Genomic DNA, 25,927 nt, shown 5'->3' on the forward strand with positions numbered 1-25,927 from the left:
CACGCTCCTTTTAGAAGTTTTTTTAACGCACACAATTAATCTGCCGGTACTTCAATTAAAACAGCATCTCCCTGGCCGCCTCCGCTGCAGATCGCCGCAATGCCTTTTCCACCGCCGCGGCGTTTTAACTCGTGGATTAATGTTAGGATAATCCGATTACCGCTTGCGCCAATCGGATGTCCCAGCGCGACTGCTCCACCATTGACATTTATTTTTTCCTCATCAATATCTGCAATTTGTCCGCTTGCCAGTGCAACAACTGCAAATGCTTCATTAATTTCGTAGAGATCGATTTCTTCCTGGGATACACCTGTTTTTTCTAACAAACGATTAATTACTAAGCCTGGAGTCTGCGGAAAGTTTTTTGCTTCCACTGCTACTTCCGCATGGCCTAAAATTGTTGCCAGCGGCTTTTTATTTAATTCCTTTGCTTTTTCATCTGACATGACAACTACAGCACTCGCTCCATCGTTCACACCAGGTGCGTTGCCTGCTGTAATGGTGCCGTCTTTATCGAATGCAGGCCGTAGCGCAGCTAATTTCTCAACAGTTGTTCCTTTTCTCGGTGTTTCGTCTTCACTGACAACAATCGGCTCACCTTTACGGACAGGGATTTCTACAGGAACAATTTCATCTGCAAACTTCCCTGATTCGATCGCATTTACTGCCAGCTGCTGACTCCTCGCTGCCCATTCATCCTGGCGTTCACGTGACACTTTAAAGGATGCAGCTGTGTCGTTGCCATAGCTTCCCATATGGTTTCCTGTAAAAGTGCAGGTAAGACCATCATGAATCATTAAATCCTTTACCGATTTATCACCCATGCGGTTTCCCCATCTGGCATCAGGTAAAAAATATGGTGCATTGCTCATGCTTTCCATTCCGCCGGCAACAATTATATTTTCTTCGCCTAACCGGATTAATTGATCTGCCAATGTAACACTGCGCAGCCCGGAAGCACAGACCTTATTAATTGTTTCTGTTTTTACCTCCCATGGAATGCCTGCCTCCACTGCAGCCTGCCTTGACGGAATTTGTCCCTGTCCACCCTGCAGAACGGTTCCCATAATCACTTCATCTACATCTGCACCATCAAGTTCAGCTCTTTCTAATGCTGCTTTAATTGCTACTGCTCCCAGATTTACTGCTGTTAACGGTGTTAATGCTCCCCCAAATTTCCCAAAAGGGGTGCGCGCCCCCGCAACAATAACCGATTTTCTCATAATATATAGCCTCCCTTTATACTTCGAACGAACGCTCGTTCAATGAACAGTAGAAAGTATAGAGAGGACACCCGCCCTCTCTATACCTTTATGCTGTTTTTTCTTCATTTTGTTCAAAAACAGATAGTGCCAAAATCTCAGCAACATCCATTGTACCAATATCCTCTTCTACTTCTTTTGCTTTTGTGCCATCACTCAGCATTGTTAAACAATATGGACATGCACTTGAAATCATTGACGGCTGTACTTGTAATGCCTGCTCTGTACGCGCAACGTTAATCCGGTTTCCAGTCGTTTCTTCTGTCCACATTAAGCCGCCGCCCGCGCCACAGCACATTCCATTTTCACGGCTACGGTTCATTTCCACCAGCTCCAGGCCTGGAATAGCCTTCAGTATTTCCCGAGGTGGATCGTATACGCCATTATATCTTCCTAAATAACAGGAATCATGATAAGTTAATCTTTCATTTATTGCTTTTTGCGGCTTCAATTTTCCTGACATAATCAGGTCATAGAGCAGCTGTGTATGATGATATACCTCTGCCCCAAATCCAAAGTCAGGGTATTCATTCTTAAATATATTGTACGCGTGCGGGTCTATCGTGACAATTTTCGTGACGTCATTCTTTGTAAATTGCTTGATATTTTTCTCCGCAATTTCCTGGAATAAAAACTCATTACCAATCCGTCTTGCTGTATCACCAGAGTTTGCCTCTGTATTTCCCAGGATAGCAAAGCTGACATCGGCCTGGTTCATTAATTTTGCAAAGCTGAGTGCAATTTTTTGGCTGCGGCTGTCAAAGGAGCCCATCGAGCTGACCCAGAATAAATACTCGAATGTTTTATCTTCCTTCTTCAATTCCTTCACTGTCGGAATATAAACGGATTCATCTTCATCACGCCATTTAATCCGATCCTTCTTGGATAATCCCCAGGGATTGCCCTGACGTTCAATATTCATGACAGCACGCTGAATATCAGAATCCATTTTTCCTTCTGTCATGACTAAATAACGACGCATATCAATAATCGTACCAACATGCTCATTATTTACAGGGCAGGCATCCTCACAGTTCCGGCAGGTCGTACATCCAGACAGCTCCTCCTCTGTGATTACATCACCAATCAAGCTCATACTTTGAACGGATGCAGCAGCTTCCTTGCTTGCAGAAGCCTGGTTGCCTGCAGCTCCTGAAAAGGCGTAGGAAGGAACCCAGGCTGATTTGCCGGTAACTGCCGCTCCTTTTTCCGTTAAATGGTCCCGGACCTTAATCATAATATCCATCGGCGAAAGCATTTTTCCTGTGCCAGAAGCCGGACACACATCCGTACAACGGCCGCATTCCACACAGGCATAGAAATCTATCATCTGATGCTGCTTGAAGTCTTCTACCTTCCCGACTCCAAAAGCAATCTCCTCTTCACTTTCTTCATCCATATCCTCTAAATCAAAATCAAGCTTTTCTAATTTCCCGGGTACCTGCTTGCTCAGGAATACATTGATTGGTGCAGCAATTAAGTGTGCATGCTTGGACTGCGGCACATACACCAAGAATGTAAGCAATGTTACCGTATGTACCCACCAGGCAATATAAAATAGCACCATCGCTGTACCTGCTGAAACACCGCCAAATAAGCTGGCAAAGATACTGGCAACCGGCTCTGCCCATGTTACTTCATGTCCGTGCCAAATCATAGCCATTCCATTTCCAAACAGTACGGAAACCATTAATGTACCGATAAAAATAAGAACAAGCCCTGCTTTAAATCCCCTTTTCAAACGGACCAGTTTCTCCATATAACGGCGGTAAAATGCCCATACAACTGCAACTAAAATCATCAGCGTCACGAGCTCCTGGAAAAAGATAAATCCCGGGTAGAGCACGCCGAACGGCAAATGGTTTCCAGGGGAGAGCCCTTTGATAAACATATCAATAGCTCCGAACTGAACCAGGATAAAGCCATAAAACATCATGACATGAATCGTACCGGATTTTTTATCCTTTAATAGCTTCGACTGCCCAAATACATTTTTTATAATGCGCTGGATTCTCAACTTTATCTCGCCATCAAACTCTGATTTTTGTCCAAGTCTGATATAAGTAACCCGTGTTGCAATGACTTTGGCAAATAAGAATAGTGCATAGCCCGTCACAGCTAAAAATGCTATCCAATTAATCATCAGAAATGTATCCAATATCATTTCCCCCTCTATATATTATAATATAAATTGTTAGCGTTTTCATATTTTAATAAAAAATAATTCTATCTCTACTTTAAAACATGAATGAACATTCAGTCAACCTATTTCAAGGGAAATAACGATATTTTTTAGATTGATATATCAAATTGAACGTAAATAAATATCCTTTAACAGGAATTAAGTTTATGAATAACCTGCATAAGGAATTCCTTTCAATTACGTGTCTTTAATGTAATCAAAAAATCCCACAAAGAAATCAACCATTTCTCTGCGGGATTTTTTTGATCATCTTCAAATTACATTTTCTCCGGAGCAGTTACTCCCAAAATACCTAATCCATTTGCCAATGTTTGACGCACAGCTTTCATTAAAGCAATACGTGCGCCCGTACGCTCGGGATTATCTGCATCTAATACTTTCTCTGCATTATAGAAGCTATGCAGCGTCGATGCCAAATCAAATACATATTGGGTTACTTTATGCGGTGTTTGTTTATCTGCTGCATCTGCAATCACTTGCGGTAGCTCCCCTACTTTTTTAAGCAGATCCAGTTCCTTTTCCGCTGTTAATAGGGACGCATCGAACGCTTCCTCTGTTGCAAAGCCTTTATTTTTTGCCTGTTCAAGCATTGTACAGATACGTGCATGTGCATATTGAACATAGTAAACCGGGTTATCATTGGATTGTGATTTTGCCAAATCCATATCGAAATCCAATTGCGAGTCATTTGAGCGCGCAACAAAATAATAACGTACCGCATCAATTCCTACTTCATCCATAAGCTCTCTTAACGATACAGCTTTACCTGTACGCTTACTCATTTTAACTTTTTCTCCGCCTTCAAACAGGTTTACCATTTGAATAATTTTCACGGAGAATTTATCGACTGGATAACCCATAGCCTCAAGAGCTGCACGCATTCTTGGTATATAACCATGGTGATCTGCGCCCCATACGTTAATAATCTGATCAAAGCCGCGGTCTAATTTATTTTTATGATAAGCAATATCCGGAGTTAAATAGGTGTAAGCTCCATCCTGCTTGATAAGTACACGGTCTTTATCGTCCCCGAATGCTGTCGTCTTAAACCATAATGCCCCATCTTTTTCATAGGTATAGCCGCCATCTTCCAGCACTTTTAAAGCATCATCAATCTGATTATCCTTAAAGAGTGAACGCTCGGAGAACCAGCTGTCAAATTCAACACGGAAATCTTTTAAATCATTTTCAATATTACGCAAGGAGGCTTTAAGTCCATATTCTTTAAAATAATCCAGACGCTCTTCATGTGATCTCTCCGCCCAGATATCTCCTTCTTCTTTCACAAGCGTTTTCGCAATATCAATGATTGCCTGCCCATGATAGCCATCTTCCGGCATATCAACAGACTGTCCTAATTCCTGCAAATAACGAGCTTCTACCGATAAACCTAAATTATTAATTTGGTTTCCTGCATCATTAATATAATATTCTCTCTCTACTTCATAGCCGGCAGCTGCAAAAAGATTACACAAAACATCTCCAAACGCCGCATTTCTTGCATGACCTAAATGGAGATCTCCGGTCGGATTAACGGATACAAATTCGACTTGCACCTTCTCGCCATTGCCGTCCTTCGAAGTTCCATAAGCATCTCCAGCCTCAAGCACCGTTTCAATCACTTCACCTAAGAAATCCTGCTTCATATAGAAATTAATAAATCCTGGTCCGGCAATATCTACCTTTTCAATGGATGCTTTCTGCTTATCTAATTTCGCTACAATATCATCTGCGATTTGACGTGGTGCTTTTTTTGCAATCCGTGCCAGCTGCATCGCAATATTGGTGGCAAAATCGCCATGCGCTTTATCTTTTGGTTTTTCCAGAATAATATTGGGAATGGTGTCCTCTGTTGCAAGCTCTGCAGCAATGACGGCTGTATGAATTTGTTCCTTTAATGTTTCTTCTGCTTGTGCTAATACGTTCATTTCCTGTTTCCTCCTTGTTTCATCCCCCGCAGGCAGTTTAAGGAACACGCCCGTACCGGTGGATTGCTCTTACGCCAGAAAGGGATTCCACTAACGTTCCGCCCCTCCTGTCATGGCTTTACTTTTGGCAATTCCTCCCCCGCTTACTCTCTTTGCATTTCTTGAAGGCAAGGGGAATTCTTACTTATTTTGTTGAAAATTGCAGCTCGAGCTGATGCTTACGTTCTATTTGGCCATTCAGCTTCATTGTATAATTCATATCAAGCACCCGCGGCATTGTATCCTCTCTAAATGTGATGGATTCCACAAAAGTTTCCATATGAATATTGCCATGCATATGCTGATAAATATTTTCTGTTTTTTGACCTAACTGAAATTGCTGATTCATTTGGATGGCACCTGTGCGCTTTATAGAAACACGCTCTGGACGAATCATAATCATATTCTGGATGGTTCCGGCTTCTTCAACCTCTTCCTTGTATCTCAGCACATCGATGTCGCCTTTTTTTGTCCATTCCCCAGTAAAAGTCTGCTCCTGGGTTTCCTGATCGCCTGAATCCAAATCAAAAATCAGTGTCTTCAACGTAATATTGACATGTTCGGAATTTTGTTGCATAGGTACTCCTTCTATCATTTTTCTTAATTTAATGTATTTGTTTATTATATCTATAAAACACTATGATAAGCAATACTCTTGCTGATGAAAAACTTTACCACGGCATAAGAGCCCATAATCCCCCTTACTTTTATAGAAATATCTATTTTAATCTGGATGTCGAAAATCTCCCGCTAAATCAAGTTTCACTTTACAGGTTTATAAAATCATTTCTTTTTCCATAATGAAGAGAGAGGATATACAAACTCCAGTATCACCATTTTAGTGAAGACACATTATTTTTGGAGACGATGAAGGATGAAATCATTAAAAGAACTGCGCCTAATCTACAAGCTGATTGGCGGTATCATTTTACTGATGATTGCTGGAATATTAGCGATCTACTTATTAGCTTATTTAATGGGACCGCCAAATCTCAGTAATCAATCTCCCGCTATTTTTTATGATCAGGAAGGAGAAATCATTGAAGATAGCTTTGGAGATTCCTATGAATGGGTTTCTTTAGACAATATAGATCCTTCTGCTATTCAGGCAACCCTGATTATAGAAGATAATCGCTTCTTTGATCATAACGGTCTTGATTTCATTCGTATTGCAAAATCATTATGGAATAATTTTGTTTCCGGCTCGTTGAAAGAAGGAGCCAGCACTATCACACAGCAATATGCAAGAAATCTCTATCTATCTCCAAAGAAAACCTGGTCCCGGAAGCTGCAGGAAGCTTTCTATGCCATTCGCTTAGAAATGTTTTATTCTAAGGAAGAAATCTTAGAAGGCTATATGAATACTATCTATTATGGACACGGCGCTCATGGGATTGAAGCTGCAAGTAATTATTTTTTTGGAAAGCCTGCTGATCAGCTGTCCCTGGCAGAAGCAAGTATGCTGGCTGGAGTTCCAAAGGGACCTACCTATTATTCTCCATTAAATAATTTAGAAAATGCCACTAACAGGCAGCAGCTTATTCTTAAAAGGATGCTTGATAATGAGCTTATTTCTGAGGCGGACTATACTGCAGCAATAAATGAAAAATTAAATTATCAAAAACAGGCTCCTGTTGAAGAAGCGGCATCTTTTTTTAAGGATCAGGCATTAAAAGAAGCTGCGCAGATTTTAAATAAGGACGTAGAAGAGGTAAAGCTTGGTGGTTACCGGCTCCACACAACTTTAAACAGTGATTATCAGCAGGAAATGGAAGCAGCAGCTGCCCAAACCATCGATGAAAAGAGCGACTTGGAAGCTGCCGGCATTTCTATTGTCCCGCAAACGGGTGAAGTAGTAGCAATGGTGGGTGGAATCGATTATCATACAAGCAGCTACAACCGGGCAGTCGATGCCAAAAGGATGCCAGGCTCTACCTTTAAGCCAATTTTATATTATGCTGCATTGGAAAACGGTTATACAGCCAGTACGACTTTAACCAGTGAAGCTACTTCCTTCCAACTTTCTGATGGTTCTACGTATCAGCCGAGTAATTTTAACGGGTATTATGCAGATGCGCCAATCACGCTTGCTCAGGCAATTGCTTTATCAGATAACATTTATGCTGTGAAAACAGCACTTTATATAGGCGGGGACCGATTTATAGAAGCAGCGAAAAAATTTGGGATTAAAAGCGATTTAAATTCAGTCCCTTCCTTAGCCCTCGGCACTTCTTCTGTTTCTGTGATTGAGTTGACAAATGCTTATGCCCGTCTTGCAAATGGAGGGAAGGCAGTCACTCCTTATCTGATTGAAGAAATTACAGATGCTGATGGAAAATCCCTTTACTCACATAAACCAGAGGAGGGAAAGGCGGTACTGGATGAGAAAAAAGCTTTTATTCTGACACAGCTTCTTACAGGAATGTTTGACGAGACGTTAAACGGCTATACGAGTGTCACCGGGGCAAATGTCAATAATCAGCTGACTGATATTTATGCCGGCAAATCCGGTACGACAGACTTTGACAGCTGGATGGTCGGATACAGCCCCGTTATTTCTACCGGTATTTGGGTCGGGTATGATGACCATAGAGAAATGACTAATGTAGCAGAAACAGCTTTTTCAAAAGAGATATGGGCAAATTACATGGAGAAAATTGATCAGGATGGAAAAAATGTCTTTTCCATGCCCTCTGGTGTTGTTGGCCTCCCAGTTGATCCTGTCAGCGGATTACGGGCAGATGTAAGCTGTGAAAAAAGCAGAATTATGTTTTATGAAAAGGGTACTGAACCGCTTGGATACTGTCATAATGATGAAGCAGAGCAGCAGGATGAAGAAATAGATAAGCCGGACAGAGGGGTTTTGGAAAAGTGGTTTGAAATGTTATTCTAATATCATGTAAACTCTACTCATATCAGAATAGAAAAACCCTCTAAACGAGGGCCAATTATCAAGTATTCATTTTTAATATATTTAAAGCTGATCTTACCGCAGCATCCTGAAGGTCAAATCCCGGATGCTGTGTTTTTTTATGTCAAACCAGCTCCTGACTTTTTAATTGCTCTAAAAAATAGTCTAATTGCTTTTGCGTCCTATTCAGCATGGCATCATCTAAAATTGGGTTTTCTCTCGTTTTATCAATTTCGCTATCTTGAAAATATAAACCTTTTAAGTTTTGGCTTTTCAGTGTAGCAAGTAATGGTTTTAGAGCATAATCCAGCGCCAATAAATGAGAGAGGCTTCCCCCTGTCATAACCGGCAGTGAAACAGTTCCCCGTAAAACATCCTGAGGCATAAGATCAAATAATGCTTTCAGCACTCCTGCGTAAGAAGCTTTATATACAGGGGATCCGACAATAATTCCCTCTGCTTTTTCCAAATCAGCTGCTATCTCTTTTATTTTTGAACTTTGAAAGTTGGCAAATAATAAATCTTCAGCATCCACATCTCTGACAGATATATATTTCACAGAAAAGCCTTTCTGCTCCGCCCGGTTACCCAAATAATAAAGAATGCGTTCTGATCTGGACAGTGGCGAAGGGCTTCCTGATATAATAACAATTGCACTCACATTCATTCTCCTTTCCTTCTTTAAAGAGGATATTCAAACAGCCCAATAAAATAATCCTGTGAATTTCTCTGTTCTCTTTGAACACGTACTTTTAAAACTAAACTCTATCCGGCAGGTGTTCCTAGTTTTTAAAACGATTTTCAGGAACCGATAATCCGAGATTCCCCCGTAAAGTATCGCTTTTACCATCACTTTGAAAGGAACCTTTCCTCTCCAGCAGCGGAAGTACATGCTTCAGAAAATCATCATATTGCTTCCCTAATACATACATACTAATTACAAACCCATCTGCAGCTTCATTCTCTACCCATTCAATCATTTTGTCAGCAACCTGCTCATAGGTGCCGAAAAATTCATTTCTTGGTGTAGCAACACTTAAAGCAACCTCTCTTAATGTTAAATTCTCTTCTTTTGCCCGCTTTTTGATATCATCCGTCGTGGATTGAAAGCTGTTTTTCCCGACATCGCCAATATCCGGGAATGGCTCATCTAATGGAAACTGACTAAAATCAAAATGGTCAAAGAAACGTCCTAAATAGTTGAGTGCTTCCTCGATACTGATTAAATTTTTAATTTCATTATATTTTTCTTCTGCTTCTTCCTCTGTCGCGCCAATAATCGGAGATAGAGCAGGTAAAATTGCAATATCCTCCGGTTTTCTTCCATTTTCTGCAGCCAGCTTTTTCAATGCACGATAATATTCCTGAGAGCTTTCTAAAGTGGATTTATTCGTAAAAATTGCTTCCCCGTGTTTTGCCGCAAATCGTATTCCGGTTTTAGACGATCCAGCTTGAAAAATAACCGGCTGTCCCTGCCTGGAACGGTTAATATTTAATGGACCTTCTGCTTTAAAAAATTCTCCTGAATGATTTAAACGGTGCATCTTCTCCGCATTAAAAAACTGACCTGTTTCCCTATTTCTGACAAAGGCATCGTCTTCCCAGGAATCCCATAATCCTTTGACAACGTCTAAATATTCATCTGCCATTTGATAACGCACCTTATGCTCTGGATGATTTCCTTTATTAAAATTGGATGCTGTTCCTTCCAATGGGGAGGTAACGACATTCCATCCAGCTCTACCTCCTGATAATTTGTCTAAAGAGGCAAATTGACGTGCAATATTAAATGGTTCACTATACGTTGTTGAAACAGTTCCCGCTAAGCCGATTTTTTCTGTGACTGCTGCCAAAGCCGATAATAATGTTAACGGTTCAAAACGGTTGAGAAAATGCGGAATGGATTTTTCATTAATGTGCAGCCCATCTGCAATAAATACAAAATCCATTCCGGCTGCTTCTGCTTTTTTGGTGACAGATATATAATGGTTCAAATTAACGCTGGCATCATCAGGTACTTCCTCTGACTTCCAGGAGTTCATATGTCCACCCGGTCCTTGTATCATTACTCCAAGTTTCATTTATTTTCTTCCTCTCTATTGTTCTTCTGCTAAAAAGTCGACATCAAACCATTTTAAAGATATTTCAGAAAATGTTCCGTCTTCCTTCAATTTTTCAATGGATTGATTAATTTCCGCGATTAATTCCTGATTTTCTTCTGTCTTTTGGAATGGCAGTGCTACCGGCTGATCCCCAAACGGTTCATCAACAATCTCAAGTGGAATATCCCGCTGACTAATCTGTGCCATCAGCTGCTCTCTGCCATAAATAAATCCGTCTACTTTTCCTGTATTAATATCGGTATAAGCTACATCCGTAGATTCATAAATAACTAATTCATAATCTTCTTCCGGGAAATTTTCTTTTAAGACATTTTCAAAATTGGTTCCTAAAATACTGACTAATTCTTTTCCAGCAAGATCATCTAATGATTCTATCTTCGGGTCTTTATTGGAGGTAGCAACAACTGCTTTTGAACTATAGTACGGATCCGTGAAATCATACGCTTCTCCCCGCTCAGGAGTTGCTGCAAAATTAATTGCTGTATCTACCTTTCCAGACTGCAAATTTGCCAGAACACCATCCCATTCTGTTAAAACCCACTCCACTTCATAGCCTATATCATCGAAAATGGCATTAAATATATCTACATTAAATCCAACAAGCTCTCCATCTTCCTGAAAGGTATGCGGAAATCCATCTGGTACTGCCCCGACCTTAATCACCTTCTCTTCCGATGAATCGCTTCCTTCTCCCTGACCGCAAGCCGCGGCAAGAAGTAAGAATGCAGCAGATACAAATAAAAGTAATTTTTTCATTTATTTCCCCCTTCGATTCATTTAAGAACCATTCGTATTTGACACAGGTTCAAGCCTTTGTCATTGTATATTCACCAATCAATTCCAGTCCAGCACTGGGGCTGTTAACTGTCCTAACAGCTCAAATGACTTGAAACGTTTCTTTCTGCTTTGAATCGGTGTATGCAGAATAAACTCATTAATTTGAAAGATATCTGCCAAACGGTCCAGCTCTTCCTTGATACTATCCGTACTTCCTGCAAGCAGCTCCACTTCCTGTTCCTTCACTTCAAAAGATTCATCTGTCTGGCTCCGGAACAATTCTATTTGCTCAGGAGACTGAACAGAAATAGAACGGCCGCTTTCTAATTGCAGCTTATAAATTTTATAATTACTTGTTTCTTTTTCTGCTTCTGCTTGTGTTTCTGCCGCAAAAGAAGCAATGGCAAGTGCAAATACACCTTTTGGATATATGCTTCGATATTCGCTTACTGCCTCTTGCAGAACTTCATCATTACCATTTAAAAATCGTGCAAATACAAAATTAGCTCTCTGCTCTGCCGCAAGTCTGGCACTATCTTTACTGGCCCCCAAAAGATAAATCGACGGGTTCTTCTTCGTTTCCGGTAAAGCTTTTGCGCCGTATAAAGAATGATCTTCCGGCAATTGATCAGAAATAAATTGCTGCAGCGTCTTGAATCTTTCATCAAACAAAATTTCCGGTCCTGCCCCGCCATATTGCAGTGCATTCGTTGATAATGAAAAACCGCCGGGAGCTTTCCCTACACCAAGCTCCACCCGCTCTGGTGCCAATGCAGACAGCACTTTAAAGTTCTCTGCTACCTTATAAGGACTGTAATGCTGAAGCATTACACCTCCTGAACCGATTTTAATAGAGGATGTTTTTGCTAATAAATAAGGAATAAGCACTTCTGGCGAACTCCCGGCTAAATCAAGTGATTGATGATGCTCTGACACCCAAAAACGGTTATATCCCCATTCCTCTGCTTTTTGTGCTAATTGCACTGTTGCTTCTAATGCCTCTTCTGTTGTCTCTTCTGAAAAGATAGGACTTTGATCAAGTATTCCCAGCTTATACCCCATTCCTTTCTCCTCCCATGTTCCAAAATTCTATTACCAGTCAACTAAAATTGCTTGATTGATTTCCATTTTCAATATCAAAAATTATTTTGAGTATACCAAGCGTTTTACAATGATTTATAAATTTAATATAGTATAGCATCCTATCAAATTCCCCACAATAGGCGCTGTTATAAATTATTATTAACCTGCTTATAGACAAAACCTATATGGCTTCGTCCAGGTATTCTCTGTTCACATTTTCTTATGTCATCTTCATATCTGATTACTATACTATGATTTGAGCAGCACCATGTTAACAATATACACAGTAACAGAGAAGCTTTTTTTAATTTTGTATGGCGGGATAATTTCATTTATTATAAATTCCCTCTCTTGTTTTGCTGGATGGCTCAAAACCGCAGAAGTGATATAACTCTCCTGATCATTTGAATATGAATCATAGTGACATTTTCCAACCCAATGTATATAATATTGATAAAATTACTTCGAATTAGGAGGGTTTTCGTTTATGAATATTGAAAACATCGAGGCCTTTGTACTGGTAAATCATTTTGGAAGTATCAATAAAGCTTCCCGTGCACTTTTCTTATCGCAGCCATCTGTCACCGCAAGAATCCAGTCTTTAGAACGGGAATTAGATACTCAGCTCTTTGAACGTGCAGGCAGACAACTCATCATTACAGAAAAAGCAAAAGAATTCCTTCCTTATGCAGAACAGATTATTGAGTTTTATAAAACTGGGAAAAAACAGTTGAAAACACATGAACTATCCGAACAAATAACTATTGGATGCACGCAGCTCATTTCCAATTATCTGCTTACCAGAATCATTCCGGCATTCTCCAGGAGATATCCGCAGGTTCAGGTAAAAGTAATTACTGGCTCAAGCGAAGCAATTCAGCATAAAGTATTAAATCAAGAAATAGACCTTGGTTTTGTCAAAAAAGGAGCCCATCCTCTCCTCACTTCTGAAATCGTGCTTGAAAGTCCTATTAATCTATTCGTTGAGCCGAATCATCCTTTTGCGGATGCCAGTTTGATTGATATAAATGATTTGGAAAAAGAGACCATCATCTTTTTTGAGTGCGGCTCCCTGGACTGGTCCATGGTGCGCAACCTCTTTCAGAATCTCAGCTTACAGCCAACCATCCAATATGAAGTAGATAATATGGAGCTGGCGAAGGGATTGATTATGAGCGGGAATGGGATTGGTTTCTTACCGGAAATCAGTGTACGAAAAGAACTTCAGTGTCAAAAATTAGTCCATATTCATTTAGATGTCCTATCCAATCTGTCTTTAAAAACAAACATGATTTCCTATACAAATGAAAAACCTGCTTATTATAATGCTTTGCTGGAAATTGCTCAAGAAGAGGGAAAAACATATAATCTTTTAGAACCTGAAGCAAGTGTTCAACAAAGAAGAGTTCCGGATTTTGAAGATTGAGAAGACATGTTTTAGTAAATAAAAGGAACTCTTCTCACATTATACCCCCGCTGCAAGACACAGCCGATTTATGCAGAAGCAATTATGCCCCCATTCAATACATTTGGTGACTTTTGAACATCCTCTTATAGAAAACCTCTATAAGAACTTCTTTAAATTCCTATAAGAAGAGTTATTGTTAGACGCAAATGCGCGTGATATACTAACCGATAATCTTAAAACCGATTAAATAACTAGGAATAGTTCACTTAATAAAAGAAAGGATGAATTACTCATGATAAAGGTTTCAAACTTACAGAAAAGCTATAAAAGCAATCAAGTTTTAAAAGGTATCAGCTTTCATGTGGATGAAGGCGAGGTTGTAGCAATTATCGGTCCCTCTGGTTCTGGGAAATCAACATTACTGCGATGCCTTAATTTTCTAGAAAAACCCAATGAAGGACATATTGAAATTGGCGGAATTTTCGTCGATACCGCCAAAGCTACTAAAAAAGAGATTCATCAATTACGGTTACAAACATCAATGGTTTTTCAACACTATAACCTTTTTAAAAACATTACTGCTTTAAAAAATGTCGCCCATCCTTTGAGGGTAACTAAAAAATTAGATAAGAAAAAAGCAGAAGAAATCGGCCGCCATTTATTGGAACAAGTAGGATTATCAAATAAAGCAGACCACTACCCCATTTCTCTGTCGGGCGGGCAGCAGCAGCGTGTAGGTATTGCCCGTGCGCTGGCGGTTAATCCAAATGCTATTTTATTCGATGAACCTACATCTTCTCTTGATCCGGAATGGGTAGGAGAAGTGCTCCGCGTCATATCAAGAATCGCAGACAAGGAAAAAACAATGATTATTGTCACACATGAAATGAATTTCGCACGGGAGGTTGCCGACAGGGTCATTTTTATGGATGATGGCTTCATTGTTGAACAGGGTACACCAGAAGAAGTTTTTGATTATCCTGCAAATGACAGAACGAAAAAATTCTTACGGGATTATCAAAGACAAATCACAGGGAAGACAGACAATAAAATGGAGAAATTCGCTATTGTCTAACACTTAAATTAGAAAAGATGGCGGTGTCCAAATATGAATTTCGATTTTAAATATATGTTTGAAATTATTCCTGAGCTTTTAACCTATGTGCCAGTTACGCTGTATATAGCGATTGCTTCCATGATTATAGCTGTCATTATTGCTATTTTTCTTTCTTTAATCCTGGTCAACCGAACTCCGGTTTTACATCAATTGGCGCTGATTTATATTTCTTTTTTCCGGGGGACTCCGCCGCTGGTACAGCTCTTAATGATTTATTTCGGGCTGCCTCAGCTGCTGCCTTCATTCAATTCTATTACTGCAATGACCGCTGCTATTCTTGCGTTTAGCTTAAATGTTTCCGCATACCTTGCAGAAATTTTCCGTGCAGGATTGGAATCGGTAGACAAAGGGCAGGCTGAAGCAGCACTGACAACCGGGATGACCTATCCGCAGGCATTAAAATCAATTATTCTGCCACAGGCTGCGCGAAATGCTATTCCAGCTACTGGAAACACCTTTCTTGGATTGCTGAAGAACACCTCCTTAGCATTTACAGTCGGAGTTACTGAATTACTTGCCCAAGGAAAATTATTGGCTACAGCCACGCTTCATTTCTTTGAAGCCTATATGGCAGTTGCACTGATTTATTGGGGATTAACTGCTTTATACAGCTGGCTGCAATCCTGGTATGAAAAGAAAATCAGCAAAGCATATGTCAGAGAAGTTTAAACATCGTTGTCTGGTCAAAGCTGGGGTGCAGTTATCGTGGAGAAGATAAAATTAAAATTCCAGGGCAAAAAAAGCAGTCCGTATCGACAAATTCGATACGGACTGCTTTTTGTCCTAGTAAACATGAGTTAGCCCATGTACTCATAGTTTACAAAGTATTTAAGAAAAGTACAAGAATTTCTAAATTTGTTCATAATTCATTCACAATTTTGTCAAAGATCAGCTTTCCATTCCTAATTGATCTTTCAGTTCTGAAGACGAATTTTCCCACATTTCAGGCTTGAATTCTTTCAGGAAGTTTCCTAATAATTTTTTTGAAGGCTCGTCCATATGTTCAACAATAATATGGCCTTTCAATGATTTCTCCATATGCTTCACATGCTCTGCCATGGATTTATAAGCTCGTTTGATTTCCCGATTAACGCGGATTTCACTGCCGGCAACTCCAGCATAATACGGACCATTTTCTCCTTTTTCCACTGTGACCCAGACAATCCAATAAAGCTTCCCGCCTTGTACTTCTTCACGGTCTCTAATCCATTTCACACGGCGCTCTACAGAACTTCTTGCATGCATCGCATCCATATCAACATATGCTTTACCTTCATTCGGATCTACAATAATCGATGACATATTTTCAAGGCTGACTGTTCCAGCTCCATAACCGCCATGACCATCTGTAGAATCGTCTTTTATAATTGTAAATGTATTTTTTTTCTTCTTTCCGTCTGTCAATGTTATTCCCTCCTGCTTCATTCTGACCTTTTTCCCATTCTACCACGTTCTAACAGGCTTTTTTAGTGAGAAGACTTATCCTGTAATTCATCAATAAATTGGAAGGCTTCATTCATTTCTTCATCTGTATATTTCAGCTTTGGCTTTACCTTATGTACTTTATCAATTATTTCCTCCCGCGGTAAATAAGAAAAATACAGCACCGTAGAGACAAGCTCCAAAAAGCGGGCACTGCAATCCTGCAGCACACTGATTCTGTCTTCTATTTCAGGAATATTCACTTTAAATTGATTTAAAAAAGTAGCTCCATCCTCTGTTATTGAATAGTGATATTGATGGTAATTACTTTTTTCTTCCTTTTCTTCATTTAAAAAGTTTAAATTACAGAGTTCCTCCACCCGCAATGTCAGTTCTTCTGAATAAGGTCCATAAAAATGGAATTGATATTTTTCTTCAAAGGGGACCCGGCATTGCTGCAAGATATAAATCATTTTCTGTAATTTCTTTCTTCCAGTTACTTGCTTGGCTTTAGAGAAAAAATAGAGCAGTTTCGCATGATTGTCTAACACAAATGGTCATTCCTTCCCGTACAATATATCTAGAATTCTTTTCTTCAAATCAGTATCTTCTATCGCTTGAATCCTATCCTTAGGAAAATACAGCTTATGGTCTGTCCTTTTTTTACCTGAAATCGCCTCGACAATATCAGAATGACGGGATAATTCCTTCAAACCGCCATCCGGCATCAAAAGGTGTATCGGCAGACGTTCCTCTTCTTCACCTGGACGATAAAAATCATACGGTAAATCAGAAGATGAATCCACCACTAAATAATATTTTGGATTAATACCCGCTTTTTTAAACAGCTGATAAAGCTCCATTCCTGCATTAATCTGAGGATCTGGGTTGTATTCCACATACTTAAATAAATGACGGTTAATAAACCGGTAGCATAAATCAGCTAAAATATCATCTTTTTCTTCCTGCCACTGCTGGAAATAGTAATATACAATCATATCATCCAGCTTTAAATAGTCTGACAGCTTCACTTTTTCTTCAAAAAATGAAATAAAGTGTGTCGGCTCCAGCTGAAATTGATAGGAATCATCTTCATAAAGCACCTTTGCACGTTGAAAGATTTTTGACAGGATAACCTCTGCACTTCTGGTTACAGGATGGAAATAAACCTGCCAGTACATTTGATAACGGCTCATAATATAATCTTCCACCGCATGCATCCCTGTTGATTTAATCACTACCTGATCATCCATCGGCCGCATAACACGCAAAATACGCTCCATATCAAAATGGCCGTAGCTCACTCCGGTAAAATAAGCATCGCGCTGCAGATAATCCATTCGATCCGCATCAATTTGACTGGATATCAGACTCACCACAAGCTTGTCTGAATACGTCTTGGCAATAACATCGGCTACCTTCTCAGGAAAATCAGCAGAAACTTTCTTCAATATCTGATTTACCTTCGTATCTCCCAGGATAATTTTTTGTGTAAACTGCTCATGATCCAGCTTGAATACTTTCTCAAATGAATGCGAGAATGGTCCGTGCCCTAAATCATGCAATAACGCTGCACAAAGGCATAGCAGCCGCTGTTCTCTATTCCATCTTTCACGATCTGCAAAATTATTGGTAATCCTTCTTACAATTTCATAGACTCCCAGGGAATGGTTAAAACGGCTATGCTCTGCACCATGAAAAGTCAGATTGGTGGTTCCCAGCTGTTTTATCCGGCGCAGCCTTTGAAATTCTGGTGTGGCAATCAAATCCCAGACAGCCCGGTCCCGGACATGAATATACCGGTGGACTGGATCTTTAAATACCTTCTCTTCTATTAATTGTTCATCTTTATATGCCATATATTTGTCCCCATCCGTATTTTCCGAAAAATTTTTCGCATACCTTTTTCAGAAAAGGTCCAGCGTATTTGTTTTCATATTTTTGATGAAGTGCTTTTTACTTCTTTTCCACATATGCTTTTATTATATTATAATATAGTTAATTAGCTGACGAAAGGTTTAGGATAAACTTATGAAAAATTGGAAAGAAATTATTCGACATAAAATATTTCGATACGTAGACCACACCACAGAGAATATGGTTGCAGGAAAGCCTAACACAGCCCTGACATCATTCGCCATTGATGACGCACTGGCAATTTCAGTCAGTGAGGAAGCTTCTCCTCCTGTGCTTCGTTTATGGATACACCCGGATACGATTGTTTTAGGTATTCCAGATTCACGCCTCCCTTATATCAATGATGGGATGGCGTTTCTAAAAGAAAAGCATTACCAGGGGATTGTCCGTAATTCAGGAGGGCTGGCTGTTGCTCTGGATGGAGGCGTACTTAATATTTCTCTCATTATTCCCGGGGCAGATAACTTATCCATATACGATTGTTATGAAGCGATGGTCCGTTTTGTTCAAGCAATGTTTGCAGATATAACAGAAGCTATTGAAGCATACGAAATTGTCGGTTCCTACTGCCCTGGGGATTATGATTTAAGTATTAACGGAAAAAAGTTTGCAGGGATTTCGCAGCGCCGGGTGAAAAGCGGCATTTCCGTTCAGATTTATTTAGATATTGAAGGAAACAGCAAAAAACGTGCTTCGTTAATACGGAAATTTTATCATATTGCGAAACGCGGTGAAGATACAGCCTTTACCTATCCTGAGGTAAACCCTGAAGTCATGGCTTCCCTCTCTGATTTATTGGGGGTTTCATTGACTGTTGAAGAGGTCAAGCGGCGTGTAAAGGACACATTAAAAGAATTCTCCGACGAAATAGTTATAATTCCGATACAGGATAAGGAACAGGAAAATTTTGATAAACGTTATCAGCAAATGATAAAACGGAATGAAAATATATAAGTGAATTTAACGAAGTATGAAAAAACAGCCCAACCGAATTCAGTTGGGCTGTTTTTTATTTATAAATTATTCAGCTGCTGCCTGCGCTGCAGTAATAAGTGCAAGGTTGTACACATCTTCTGTGCTACAGCCTCTGGATAAATCATTTACCGGTTTATTAAGACCTTGAAGAATCGGACCGACCGCTTCAAAACCGCCTAAACGCTGAGCAATCTTATAGCCGATATTACCAGCTTCCAGACTTGGGAATACAAATACATTTGCGTCCCCTTTAATCACAGAGTCAGGCGCTTTTTTCTCTGCAACACTTGGAACAAATGCAGCATCAAATTGGAATTCACCGTCAATTACGAGAGAAGGATCTTTTTCTTTTGCAATTGTCAATGCATCTGTAACCTTTTCTGTCTCTGGTGATTTCGCAGAACCGGCAGTGGAAAAGCTAAGCATCGCAACACGTGGGTCCACATCAAATAATGCACCTGTTTTTGCGCTTTCTACAGCAATTTCTGCCAAGTCATTGCTGTCTGGAGCAATATTAATTGCGCAATCAGCAAATACATATTTTTCTTCATCTCTTACCATAATGAATACGCCGGAAGTTTTCTTCACGCCTTCTTTTGTTTTAATAATTTGTAATGCCGGACGCACTGTGTCTGCAGTGGAATGCGCCGCACCACTTACAAGACCATCTGCTTTATGCAAATAAATCAGCATTGTACCGAAATAGTTTTCGTCTAAAAGAATTTTCTTCGCATCTTCTTCCGTTGCTTTCCCTTTTCTTCTTTCAACAAAGGCATCAACCATTTCCTGAAAGCCTTCATAGTTTGCAGGATCAATAATCTCAAGTCCAGATACTTTTACATTAAGATCTGCTGCCTTTTGTTCCACCTCTTGCTTATTGCCAATGACAACGGGTGTAAGCACACCATCTTCAGCCAGACGGCCTGCTGCCGTTAATACACGTTCATCTAATCCTTCAGGGAATACGATACGTTTGCCTTTTCCTTTTACTTTCTCTGTTAATTGTTCAAATAAACCCATGTTGAAACCTCCTATGATTGTTAACATATTAAAATGATAGTTACGGACTTTTTGCTTGGAAAAACCGATTCATTTTACCTTCAAATTCTCTTTAATGATATACCATTTAACCGCACAAATAAAGCCTTGAACCCTGAAAAATCAATGAAAAGGATTACAACTTCCTTTTATCTCCAACTGGTGATTTCTCCTCTATTTTGCAGATCAGGAAAGTACAAATTTTTCAGCAAAGCGGTCTTCAATACTTCTTAATTTTGACAAAGCCTTGACAATACAAAAAATAACATGATTTTGTACTTTTTTTATATGATTCGCACCCTATGGTTATGCTATAGTTAATATTGAATCAGTATTTAACTAAGAGTGCGTGTTCAAAAAGTAGCCAAATTAGAAGCAAGAAGATCAAGGCAACGTGACTTTTACGAACGCAGCGTATGTTTTTAAATACGTGAGTGTCGGAAAAGTCACGTTAACGCAGAGATTCGCCGCTTATCATTTGGAGACTTTTTGAATATCCTCTAATGTGAAGGAGTGTATATACAATGGCAGAAGCAGTAGTAACTGTAGACGGCTGGTCCGCATTACATGATACTCGTCATTTTGATTGGACATCTTGGAAATCAATCTCTGAGGACGAACGAAATAAAGCAATAAAAGAGTTTGAGGAGCTTATCAAACAGTGGGAAACAGTAGAAGAAAATAAAGAAGGTAGTCATAGTATATTCAAAGTTGTCGGAAATAAAGCAGATCTTATGTTTATTTTCTTACGCGAAACAATGGATGAGCTGGAAGAAATTAAAACAGCAATCAATAAATCTGTATTAGGTGATTTCTTAATTCCTGCCTATTCTTATGTATCCATAATTGAAATGACGATGCACGATCCAATGAAGGCTGGTAACGACCGGGAACTTTCTCCATACGTAAAAGAACGCTTAAGACCAATCATGCCAAAATGGGAGCATGCCTGCTTCTATCCAATGGCCAGACGTCGTGAGCCTGAAGCAAACTGGTTTGCAATTGATAAAGAAGAACGTACAAAATTACTTTACGAACATGGTATGACAGGACGTAAATATGCTGGTAAAGTCAAAGAAATCATTACTGGATCGATTGGACTTGACGAATGGGAATGGGGCGTAACGTTATTTGCTCATGACCCATTACAATTCAAGAAAATTGTTTATGAAATGCGCTTCGATGAAGTTACAACAAAATATGCAGAGTTCGGTGATTTCATCATGGGTAATTACTTAGCAACAGATGAACTAGCCGGTTACCTTGCATTATCTTAATGTTTATTTAAGAAGAGACTCAAAAGGGTCTCTTTTTTTGTGCAGAAAATAATCATGAAAAAACACTTACTTACATACATATCATTAATGAGCTTGCACCGAAGTTTTTCAGAAATGAGGTTGGTTTATGGCAGTTGTTGCTCATAACGAAGCGGAGGTTGATTTACTCGCCCGCTTAATGCGTGCAGAAGCAGAGGGAGATGGTGACCTCGGCATGCTGATGGTCGGTAATACAGGTATCAATCGTGTACTTGCCGATTGTTTAGACTTTACGGATATTCGAACGATAACGAATATGGTTTTTCAAAGTCCAGGCGGGTTTGAGGCAACGCAAAAGGGCTATTTTTATCAAAGGGCCAGAGAATCAGAGAAACGCCTTGCAAGAAGAGTCATCCAAGGTGAGATGCAGCATCCAGCTTCCAATTCACTTTGGTTCTTTATGCCTGAAGGGGCATGTCCTGCTCAATGGTATGGCCAATGGAATACCGGCCGATTCCTATCGCACTGCTTTTATGCTCCAGCTGAAAGTGAATGTCCTGCTGTGTACCGGTAGAAAATTTCATTTAAAGTATAGCTCAATTTTTTATAACGGGGGAGAGTGAAATCATGAGTGATCAAGCAAATCCAAATCAGCCAGTGAATAATAATCAGGCATACTATCCCAATCCATACTATTATTATCCACAAGCAACCGGGAACTTTTATCCATCCTATTCATTCAGGCAATATGCACAGCCGCCAAGCGGAAGTGGAAGTGGAGGCGGACAATTAACAAATCAACAATCCTTTATTGAGAATATCTTACGCTTAAACCGTGGGAAATTAGGCACTTTTTATCTGACATTTGAAGGTCAGCAGCCGACCTCATTCCGCGGCTATATTGAAGAGGCTGGACGGGATCATATTTTGATTCGTGAGGAAGACTCTGAACGGCGTTTCTTACTATTAATGGTGTATTTAGATTATGTACTATTTGACGAACAAATCAATTATTCCTATCCATATGGGAATCCTGGTAATCAGGATCAGTTATCCAACTACAACCCCAGGTAAAGTATTTGAAACAATAAATAAAGCGTAGACACAAACGACGTCTACGCTTTATTTTCTTAAACTGATAACTGTATTGTGAGGAGATAAAAATGCGACATCCTCTGGAAAAGTTCATACGAATTGAAGCTATTGCTATCATGGGCGGTCTATTCATTGGCATACTAGCCTGGATAACAGGTTGGATGCTCTTTTTATTCTTTGCCTGTTATCTTTTTGTGCTTAGCATGCTTGCGGATGCTTTGATTTTGATGCATACGCACAGGAGCTCTGATGCTGTCAAACAGATTATTCGGGCAGTGCTGCTGTTTTTATTTATCACTTCTTTATATTTTTATTAAGTGTTTTCAGTTGCTTATTTTTTTCAGAGGTCTCAGAAATACATTAACTTCTTATTCTTATACTAATCATTATAGGAATTCCAAAGATTCCTCCATCTTGTTTACCAGCAATATAAGTCATATCCATACTTATTTTTCTTCAACGCAGGAAGAATAAAAAAGCTCTATTCTCATCTATTAACAAAGATAAAAACAGAACTTCCTCATGTTATATATTTATTTTTTCTGCTACAACCATTTCACAGCACCAATCCCTAATAACACCCATCCTACTAAAAAGGATAAGCCTCCAATTGGTGTAATCATCGCAAGTGTTTTGACACCTGTTAAAGAATAAAGATATAAGCTCCCTGAAAATAAGACAATACCAGCTAAGAAAAGCCAGCCACTTGATGCAAAAAGATTATTTCCTTCAAATTTCCCTAAGAGAATTGCCACAGCAACAATAGCCATTGTGTGGAACATTTGATAATCTACTGCTTTGCCCCAATTTGTTAAAGCTTTTTCAGATAATCTTCCTTCCAGCCCGTGTGCACCAAATGCTCCCAGTGCAACCGCTAAAAAGCCAAGGACAGTTCCAATTATTAAAAATAGTTTCATCTTTTCCAACTCCAATCCTTACCATTAATAAAAATACATTCTCAATAGAATTAAAATCTCTCTAATTCTATATGTCCTTAAAAATCAAAAATTGAGTCTCCATTCGCATCTTCGTCATTTAGTTTTTTCTGCTCAGAATTGACTACTTTGACACTGGATTGTTTACCAAGCATTGCTTTCATTTCTGCTTCCGAAATATGCTCCTCTGTATCTTCTATATTTACCTGTACCTTATTCGCAGTATTTTGATCTTGCTTTCCTGAGAGAAACAGCTCACTTAATAAATGGATATTCTCCATATGTTTTTTTACTTGGTCCTGTTGATGGGCTTTTCTGTTGGCTTCTTCTAATTCATGCATCATTTTATTAATTATTATTTCATTGCTCACAGCCATATAACCCCTCCTTTTACCGTCACTGCCTTCCATTATGAATTATAGCACAGAAATCGTTCAGAAAAAGCTTTCATGTCTGCAAATAAAAAAGAGCTTGAGACGTTTCCCGTCTTTCTGCTCTTTATCGTAATATACGTTTTTCACTTAGCTTCTGCCTTGTTATTTCCTCCACCGTATAGCGCTCATACATCCATTTCAAAAATGTAACCTCTGTGTCTTTAAGTTCTCTTCCTAATTGTGTTGAAGTTTGCCGATATAGATGAAAAAAGTTTTTCATACTTGAAAACTCCCCCTATACTGATGCAGTAAAATATAAAAATATTATAGCATTGTCTATTTTTATCTTCAATAGGAGAATATTACAAGTAATTTCAAATAAAGAAAAATTCCACCTCAAGAACAGGAATTAAGTTTTAGTAAGTTCAAGTCATACATTATATTAGTCCTGATAGCGCAAATATTTTTGGTATATAATGTGTATTAATGCTCCTTTTCTTTTCCATAAGGAGGAGAGTATCTTTTTAATATGACTTTTTTTATTTTCCTTCTATTTTTGATTGTAATGTGTAGAGCTTCTCATTCATTATTTCCATCATCTCGTCCATTGCTTCTCTACGTGGAACATCTTTAGACAAGTAGATTGGATCACCAAAAATTATTTTTGGTTTTTTAAACTTGATAAGTTCTTTAAAATTATTCGGACCTGTATAAGCCGCCGGAATAATTGGCACGTTACTATATGCAGCAATGGTAACAGCGCCTCTTTTTAATGGAACCTGATTTGTTGTCCTTGTACCGCTCGGGAAAATACCGATGACTTTTTCTTCTTTTAAAAGCTTGCGGGGCACTTTGATCGTGCTTGGACCTGGATTTTCCCTGTCTACAGGAAATGCATTCAGTTTTTTCATAAGCCATTTCAAAGGACCGGATTGGAATAATTCCTTCTTCGCCATATAATGAATTTTTGTGGGTAAGAGGCTGACACCTAACCATAAGATATCTACCCAGCCTGAATGTGTACATGCGATAATATATCCGCCGGATTCCGGCAGTTTTTCTTTTTGAAATACTTTTACACGTCCAAATAAACTTAATATTACCTTTAAGGCATATGCGGCAAAATAATACATGCTTTTTCTCTTCCTTTTTCTTATATTTAGTACCTGGTGTTTACATAAGATACTAATAGAAATAACGATAAATTACAAGATGTTTCTATGAAATTGGTTGGGTCATGAGCAGGTTTGAATCATTTCATTTATACACCATTACCTTTTGCAGCTTACTTCATAATCAAAATATAAATGATAATGTTTTTGACAGCCTTCATTAAATGGAGATTCACAATACAGACACTGATTCGTATTTAAATACTGATTAATCGTATGTTCTTTTTTACAAACGCCGCATAGAATTGCCAATTCATCAAATTCTTCTTTTTCCCAGACAGAGGCTTTGTGATCTTCACATTCCTCGTGACACTGATAACATGGATAATACTTATGACAGCATTTAAATTTAATTGCAATAATATCCTTTTGACTATAATAATGCTTACATCTTGTCTGGTTATCAATAGTTCGTCCATAGACTGTCACCATTTTATCCCCCTTGCTTTACAAATAAATGCTTTCTGCAAAAAAAGAGGGCAATATACTTTCATCAGACCTGAAAGCATCTTGCCCTTAAACATTAATCCTGCTTTTCTTCTACTGCTTCCTCTTTAGCTTCTTCCGCCAAGGAAACACCTAATTTTTCTTCTAATACATTAACTCTGGCACGCAGTTCATCAATTTCATCAGTTGTTGCAAGCCCGGACTCTCTTGCCAGGGTTTTCTTCTTCTCTTTGCTTTTTTCGTCCCACTCATCTTTTTTGCTGCTGCCTTTTTCAATAAAATTATCTAAAACAGTTTTTGCCTGCTCCTGTGTTAACTCATTTTTTTCCACTAATTCTTTTACTTTTTGTTCAAATTTCTCTTTTCCGCTTACTGCAGCACCCAGCCCCAGTAAAAATCCTTTACGTAAATATTCACTCATCATTTATACCTCCTATAGTATGTC

27 protein-coding genes are annotated in these 25,927 nt (G+C 39.0%); 9 read left to right on the forward strand and 18 right to left on the reverse strand.

Annotation, left to right across the window (positions count from 1 at the left end; translation table 11 throughout):
* Positions 1 to 35 precede the first annotated feature (35 nt).
* The 4 genes from MKY30_RS03040 to MKY30_RS03055 form a co-directional block, all read right to left on the reverse strand.
* Positions 36 to 1,223 carry an acetyl-CoA C-acetyltransferase gene (locus MKY30_RS03040; protein ID WP_341082802.1) on the reverse strand — a complete coding sequence of 396 codons (1,188 nt, stop codon included), beginning with the start codon at positions 1,221 to 1,223 and terminating at the stop codon, positions 36 to 38.
* Positions 1,224 to 1,311: 88 nt separating this feature from the next.
* Positions 1,312 to 3,420, reverse strand: coding sequence for a (Fe-S)-binding protein (locus tag MKY30_RS03045; RefSeq protein WP_341082804.1), 2,109 nt, complete (start codon positions 3,418 to 3,420; stop codon positions 1,312 to 1,314).
* A gap of 302 nt (positions 3,421 to 3,722) precedes the next feature.
* A complete protein-coding gene (gene argS / locus MKY30_RS03050; protein ID WP_339283312.1) occupies positions 3,723 to 5,393 on the reverse strand; it encodes an arginine--tRNA ligase in 1,671 nt (556 codons plus the stop codon).
* A gap of 184 nt (positions 5,394 to 5,577) precedes the next feature.
* Positions 5,578 to 6,009 (reverse strand): DUF1934 domain-containing protein, encoded by a 432-nt coding sequence (locus MKY30_RS03055; RefSeq protein WP_339283313.1) that lies wholly within the window; start codon positions 6,007 to 6,009, stop codon positions 5,578 to 5,580.
* 297 nt (positions 6,010 to 6,306) lie between these two features.
* Here MKY30_RS03055 and MKY30_RS03060 point away from each other — a divergent pair, with 297 nt between their 5' ends.
* Positions 6,307 to 8,325, forward strand: coding sequence for a transglycosylase domain-containing protein (locus MKY30_RS03060; protein WP_341082807.1), 2,019 nt, complete (start codon positions 6,307 to 6,309; stop codon positions 8,323 to 8,325).
* Positions 8,326 to 8,467: 142 nt separating this feature from the next.
* On the opposite strand, the gene ssuE is transcribed toward MKY30_RS03060, so the two are convergent.
* From ssuE to MKY30_RS03080, 4 genes are all read right to left on the reverse strand, one after another.
* Positions 8,468 to 9,010, reverse strand: coding sequence for an NADPH-dependent FMN reductase (gene ssuE, locus MKY30_RS03065; RefSeq protein ID WP_341082810.1), 543 nt, complete (start codon positions 9,008 to 9,010; stop codon positions 8,468 to 8,470).
* Between the two features lie 115 nt (positions 9,011 to 9,125).
* A complete protein-coding gene (locus MKY30_RS03070; protein ID WP_339283316.1) occupies positions 9,126 to 10,424 on the reverse strand; it encodes an LLM class flavin-dependent oxidoreductase in 1,299 nt (432 codons plus the stop codon).
* A 15-nt stretch (positions 10,425 to 10,439) separates the two neighbouring features.
* The gene (locus tag MKY30_RS03075; RefSeq protein WP_339283317.1) at positions 10,440 to 11,222 is read right to left on the reverse strand and encodes a transporter substrate-binding domain-containing protein; all 783 of its coding nucleotides are present in this window, start codon (positions 11,220 to 11,222) and stop codon (positions 10,440 to 10,442) included.
* A gap of 78 nt (positions 11,223 to 11,300) precedes the next feature.
* Positions 11,301 to 12,305, reverse strand: coding sequence for an MsnO8 family LLM class oxidoreductase (locus MKY30_RS03080; protein ID WP_339283318.1), 1,005 nt, complete (start codon positions 12,303 to 12,305; stop codon positions 11,301 to 11,303).
* Positions 12,306 to 12,813: 508 nt separating this feature from the next.
* On the opposite strand from MKY30_RS03080, the gene MKY30_RS03085 reads away from it, so the two are divergent.
* From MKY30_RS03085 to MKY30_RS03095, 3 genes are all read left to right on the forward strand, one after another.
* The gene (locus tag MKY30_RS03085; protein WP_339283320.1) at positions 12,814 to 13,752 is read left to right on the forward strand and encodes a LysR family transcriptional regulator; all 939 of its coding nucleotides are present in this window, start codon (positions 12,814 to 12,816) and stop codon (positions 13,750 to 13,752) included.
* Positions 13,753 to 14,026: 274 nt separating this feature from the next.
* The gene (locus MKY30_RS03090; protein ID WP_147212293.1) at positions 14,027 to 14,809 is read left to right on the forward strand and encodes an amino acid ABC transporter ATP-binding protein; all 783 of its coding nucleotides are present in this window, start codon (positions 14,027 to 14,029) and stop codon (positions 14,807 to 14,809) included.
* Between the two features lie 33 nt (positions 14,810 to 14,842).
* Positions 14,843 to 15,520, forward strand: coding sequence for an amino acid ABC transporter permease (locus MKY30_RS03095; protein WP_147212294.1), 678 nt, complete (start codon positions 14,843 to 14,845; stop codon positions 15,518 to 15,520).
* A 219-nt stretch (positions 15,521 to 15,739) separates the two neighbouring features.
* Here MKY30_RS03095 and MKY30_RS03100 read toward each other — a convergent pair whose 3' ends face one another.
* The 3 genes from MKY30_RS03100 to MKY30_RS03110 all read right to left on the reverse strand — a co-directional run bounded on the left by MKY30_RS03100 (position 15,740) and on the right by MKY30_RS03110 (position 18,132).
* On the reverse strand, positions 15,740 to 16,255 hold the full coding sequence (locus MKY30_RS03100; RefSeq protein ID WP_246145257.1) for a YwhD family protein: 516 nt from the start codon (positions 16,253 to 16,255) through the stop codon (positions 15,740 to 15,742).
* A 62-nt stretch (positions 16,256 to 16,317) separates the two neighbouring features.
* Positions 16,318 to 16,824, reverse strand: a complete 507-nt coding sequence (locus MKY30_RS03105) for a YwgA family protein (RefSeq protein ID WP_339283322.1) — start codon at positions 16,822 to 16,824, stop codon at positions 16,318 to 16,320.
* Between the two features lie 6 nt (positions 16,825 to 16,830).
* On the reverse strand, positions 16,831 to 18,132 hold the full coding sequence (locus MKY30_RS03110) for an HD domain-containing protein (protein WP_339283323.1): 1,302 nt from the start codon (positions 18,130 to 18,132) through the stop codon (positions 16,831 to 16,833).
* 172 nt (positions 18,133 to 18,304) lie between these two features.
* Here MKY30_RS03110 and MKY30_RS03115 point away from each other — a divergent pair, with 172 nt between their 5' ends.
* A complete protein-coding gene (locus tag MKY30_RS03115; RefSeq protein WP_147212298.1) occupies positions 18,305 to 19,144 on the forward strand; it encodes a lipoate--protein ligase family protein in 840 nt (279 codons plus the stop codon).
* Between the two features lie 66 nt (positions 19,145 to 19,210).
* Here MKY30_RS03115 and pta read toward each other — a convergent pair whose 3' ends face one another.
* Positions 19,211 to 20,185, reverse strand: a complete 975-nt coding sequence (gene pta, locus MKY30_RS03120) for a phosphate acetyltransferase (RefSeq protein ID WP_341082814.1) — start codon at positions 20,183 to 20,185, stop codon at positions 19,211 to 19,213.
* A 542-nt stretch (positions 20,186 to 20,727) separates the two neighbouring features.
* On the opposite strand from pta, the gene hemQ reads away from it, so the two are divergent.
* The 4 genes from hemQ (at position 20,728) to MKY30_RS03140 (ending at position 22,871) form a co-directional block, all read left to right on the forward strand.
* Positions 20,728 to 21,480 carry a hydrogen peroxide-dependent heme synthase gene (gene hemQ, locus MKY30_RS03125; RefSeq protein WP_147212300.1) on the forward strand — a complete coding sequence of 251 codons (753 nt, stop codon included), beginning with the start codon at positions 20,728 to 20,730 and terminating at the stop codon, positions 21,478 to 21,480.
* A gap of 127 nt (positions 21,481 to 21,607) precedes the next feature.
* The gene (locus tag MKY30_RS03130; protein ID WP_147212301.1) at positions 21,608 to 22,033 is read left to right on the forward strand and encodes a cell wall hydrolase; all 426 of its coding nucleotides are present in this window, start codon (positions 21,608 to 21,610) and stop codon (positions 22,031 to 22,033) included.
* 53 nt (positions 22,034 to 22,086) lie between these two features.
* Entirely contained in the window at positions 22,087 to 22,533 is a 447-nt protein-coding gene (gerQ, locus tag MKY30_RS03135; protein ID WP_147212302.1) for a spore coat protein GerQ, read from the forward strand.
* Positions 22,534 to 22,622: 89 nt separating this feature from the next.
* Entirely contained in the window at positions 22,623 to 22,871 is a 249-nt protein-coding gene (locus MKY30_RS03140) for a hypothetical protein (protein ID WP_339283329.1), read from the forward strand.
* A 228-nt stretch (positions 22,872 to 23,099) separates the two neighbouring features.
* Here MKY30_RS03140 and MKY30_RS03145 read toward each other — a convergent pair whose 3' ends face one another.
* From MKY30_RS03145 to MKY30_RS03170, 6 genes are all read right to left on the reverse strand, one after another.
* Entirely contained in the window at positions 23,100 to 23,471 is a 372-nt protein-coding gene (locus tag MKY30_RS03145; RefSeq protein WP_339283331.1) for a DUF423 domain-containing protein, read from the reverse strand.
* A 77-nt stretch (positions 23,472 to 23,548) separates the two neighbouring features.
* A complete protein-coding gene (locus MKY30_RS03150; RefSeq protein WP_339283333.1) occupies positions 23,549 to 23,866 on the reverse strand; it encodes a YwdI family protein in 318 nt (105 codons plus the stop codon).
* 121 nt (positions 23,867 to 23,987) lie between these two features.
* On the reverse strand, positions 23,988 to 24,143 hold the full coding sequence (locus MKY30_RS03155) for a hypothetical protein (RefSeq protein WP_339283334.1): 156 nt from the start codon (positions 24,141 to 24,143) through the stop codon (positions 23,988 to 23,990).
* Positions 24,144 to 24,402: 259 nt separating this feature from the next.
* Complete coding sequence (locus tag MKY30_RS03160; RefSeq protein ID WP_147212306.1) at positions 24,403 to 24,996, reverse strand: lysophospholipid acyltransferase family protein; 594 nt, start codon at positions 24,994 to 24,996, stop codon at positions 24,403 to 24,405.
* A 138-nt stretch (positions 24,997 to 25,134) separates the two neighbouring features.
* The gene (locus MKY30_RS03165; RefSeq protein ID WP_147212307.1) at positions 25,135 to 25,467 is read right to left on the reverse strand and encodes a CHY zinc finger protein; all 333 of its coding nucleotides are present in this window, start codon (positions 25,465 to 25,467) and stop codon (positions 25,135 to 25,137) included.
* 91 nt (positions 25,468 to 25,558) lie between these two features.
* Positions 25,559 to 25,903: a phasin family protein gene (locus tag MKY30_RS03170; RefSeq protein ID WP_147212308.1), complete on the reverse strand. Its 345-nt coding sequence runs from the start codon at positions 25,901 to 25,903 to the stop codon at positions 25,559 to 25,561.
* Positions 25,904 to 25,927: the final 24 nt, after the last annotated feature.

The organism is Oceanobacillus sp. FSL W8-0428, from assembly GCF_038004405.1.
Classification (GTDB): Bacteria; Bacillota; Bacilli; order Bacillales; family Amphibacillaceae; genus Oceanobacillus; species Oceanobacillus sojae.

Excerpts from the sequence above, each read along its gene's own strand:
- MKY30_RS03040 (WP_341082802.1), bottom strand. The coding sequence starts at position 1,223 with ATGAGAAAATCGGTTATTGTTGCGGGGGCGCGCACCCCTTTTGGGAAA.
- argS (WP_339283312.1), bottom strand. The coding sequence starts at position 5,393 with ATGAACGTATTAGCACAAGCAGAAGAAACATTAAAGGAACAAATTCAT.
- MKY30_RS03055 (WP_339283313.1), bottom strand. The coding sequence starts at position 6,009 with ATGCAACAAAATTCCGAACATGTCAATATTACGTTGAAGACACTGATT.
- MKY30_RS03060 (WP_341082807.1), top strand. The coding sequence starts at position 6,307 with ATGAAATCATTAAAAGAACTGCGCCTAATCTACAAGCTGATTGGCGGT.
- ssuE (WP_341082810.1), bottom strand. The coding sequence starts at position 9,010 with ATGAATGTGAGTGCAATTGTTATTATATCAGGAAGCCCTTCGCCACTG.
- MKY30_RS03070 (WP_339283316.1), bottom strand. The coding sequence starts at position 10,424 with ATGAAACTTGGAGTAATGATACAAGGACCGGGTGGACATATGAACTCC.
- MKY30_RS03075 (WP_339283317.1), bottom strand. The coding sequence starts at position 11,222 with ATGAAAAAATTACTTTTATTTGTATCTGCTGCATTCTTACTTCTTGCC.
- MKY30_RS03080 (WP_339283318.1), bottom strand. The coding sequence starts at position 12,305 with ATGGGGTATAAGCTGGGAATACTTGATCAAAGTCCTATCTTTTCAGAA.
- MKY30_RS03085 (WP_339283320.1), top strand. The coding sequence starts at position 12,814 with ATGAATATTGAAAACATCGAGGCCTTTGTACTGGTAAATCATTTTGGA.
- MKY30_RS03090 (WP_147212293.1), top strand. The coding sequence starts at position 14,027 with ATGATAAAGGTTTCAAACTTACAGAAAAGCTATAAAAGCAATCAAGTT.
- MKY30_RS03095 (WP_147212294.1), top strand. The coding sequence starts at position 14,843 with ATGAATTTCGATTTTAAATATATGTTTGAAATTATTCCTGAGCTTTTA.
- MKY30_RS03110 (WP_339283323.1), bottom strand. The coding sequence starts at position 18,132 with ATGGCATATAAAGATGAACAATTAATAGAAGAGAAGGTATTTAAAGAT.
- MKY30_RS03115 (WP_147212298.1), top strand. The coding sequence starts at position 18,305 with ATGAAAAATTGGAAAGAAATTATTCGACATAAAATATTTCGATACGTA.
- pta (WP_341082814.1), bottom strand. The coding sequence starts at position 20,185 with ATGGGTTTATTTGAACAATTAACAGAGAAAGTAAAAGGAAAAGGCAAA.
- hemQ (WP_147212300.1), top strand. The coding sequence starts at position 20,728 with ATGGCAGAAGCAGTAGTAACTGTAGACGGCTGGTCCGCATTACATGAT.
- MKY30_RS03130 (WP_147212301.1), top strand. The coding sequence starts at position 21,608 with ATGGCAGTTGTTGCTCATAACGAAGCGGAGGTTGATTTACTCGCCCGC.
- gerQ (WP_147212302.1), top strand. The coding sequence starts at position 22,087 with ATGAGTGATCAAGCAAATCCAAATCAGCCAGTGAATAATAATCAGGCA.
- MKY30_RS03140 (WP_339283329.1), top strand. The coding sequence starts at position 22,623 with ATGCGACATCCTCTGGAAAAGTTCATACGAATTGAAGCTATTGCTATC.
- MKY30_RS03145 (WP_339283331.1), bottom strand. The coding sequence starts at position 23,471 with ATGAAACTATTTTTAATAATTGGAACTGTCCTTGGCTTTTTAGCGGTT.
- MKY30_RS03150 (WP_339283333.1), bottom strand. The coding sequence starts at position 23,866 with ATGGCTGTGAGCAATGAAATAATAATTAATAAAATGATGCATGAATTA.
- MKY30_RS03155 (WP_339283334.1), bottom strand. The coding sequence starts at position 24,143 with ATGAAAAACTTTTTTCATCTATATCGGCAAACTTCAACACAATTAGGA.
- MKY30_RS03160 (WP_147212306.1), bottom strand. The coding sequence starts at position 24,996 with ATGTATTATTTTGCCGCATATGCCTTAAAGGTAATATTAAGTTTATTT.
- MKY30_RS03165 (WP_147212307.1), bottom strand. The coding sequence starts at position 25,467 with ATGGTGACAGTCTATGGACGAACTATTGATAACCAGACAAGATGTAAG.
- MKY30_RS03170 (WP_147212308.1), bottom strand. The coding sequence starts at position 25,903 with ATGAGTGAATATTTACGTAAAGGATTTTTACTGGGGCTGGGTGCTGCA.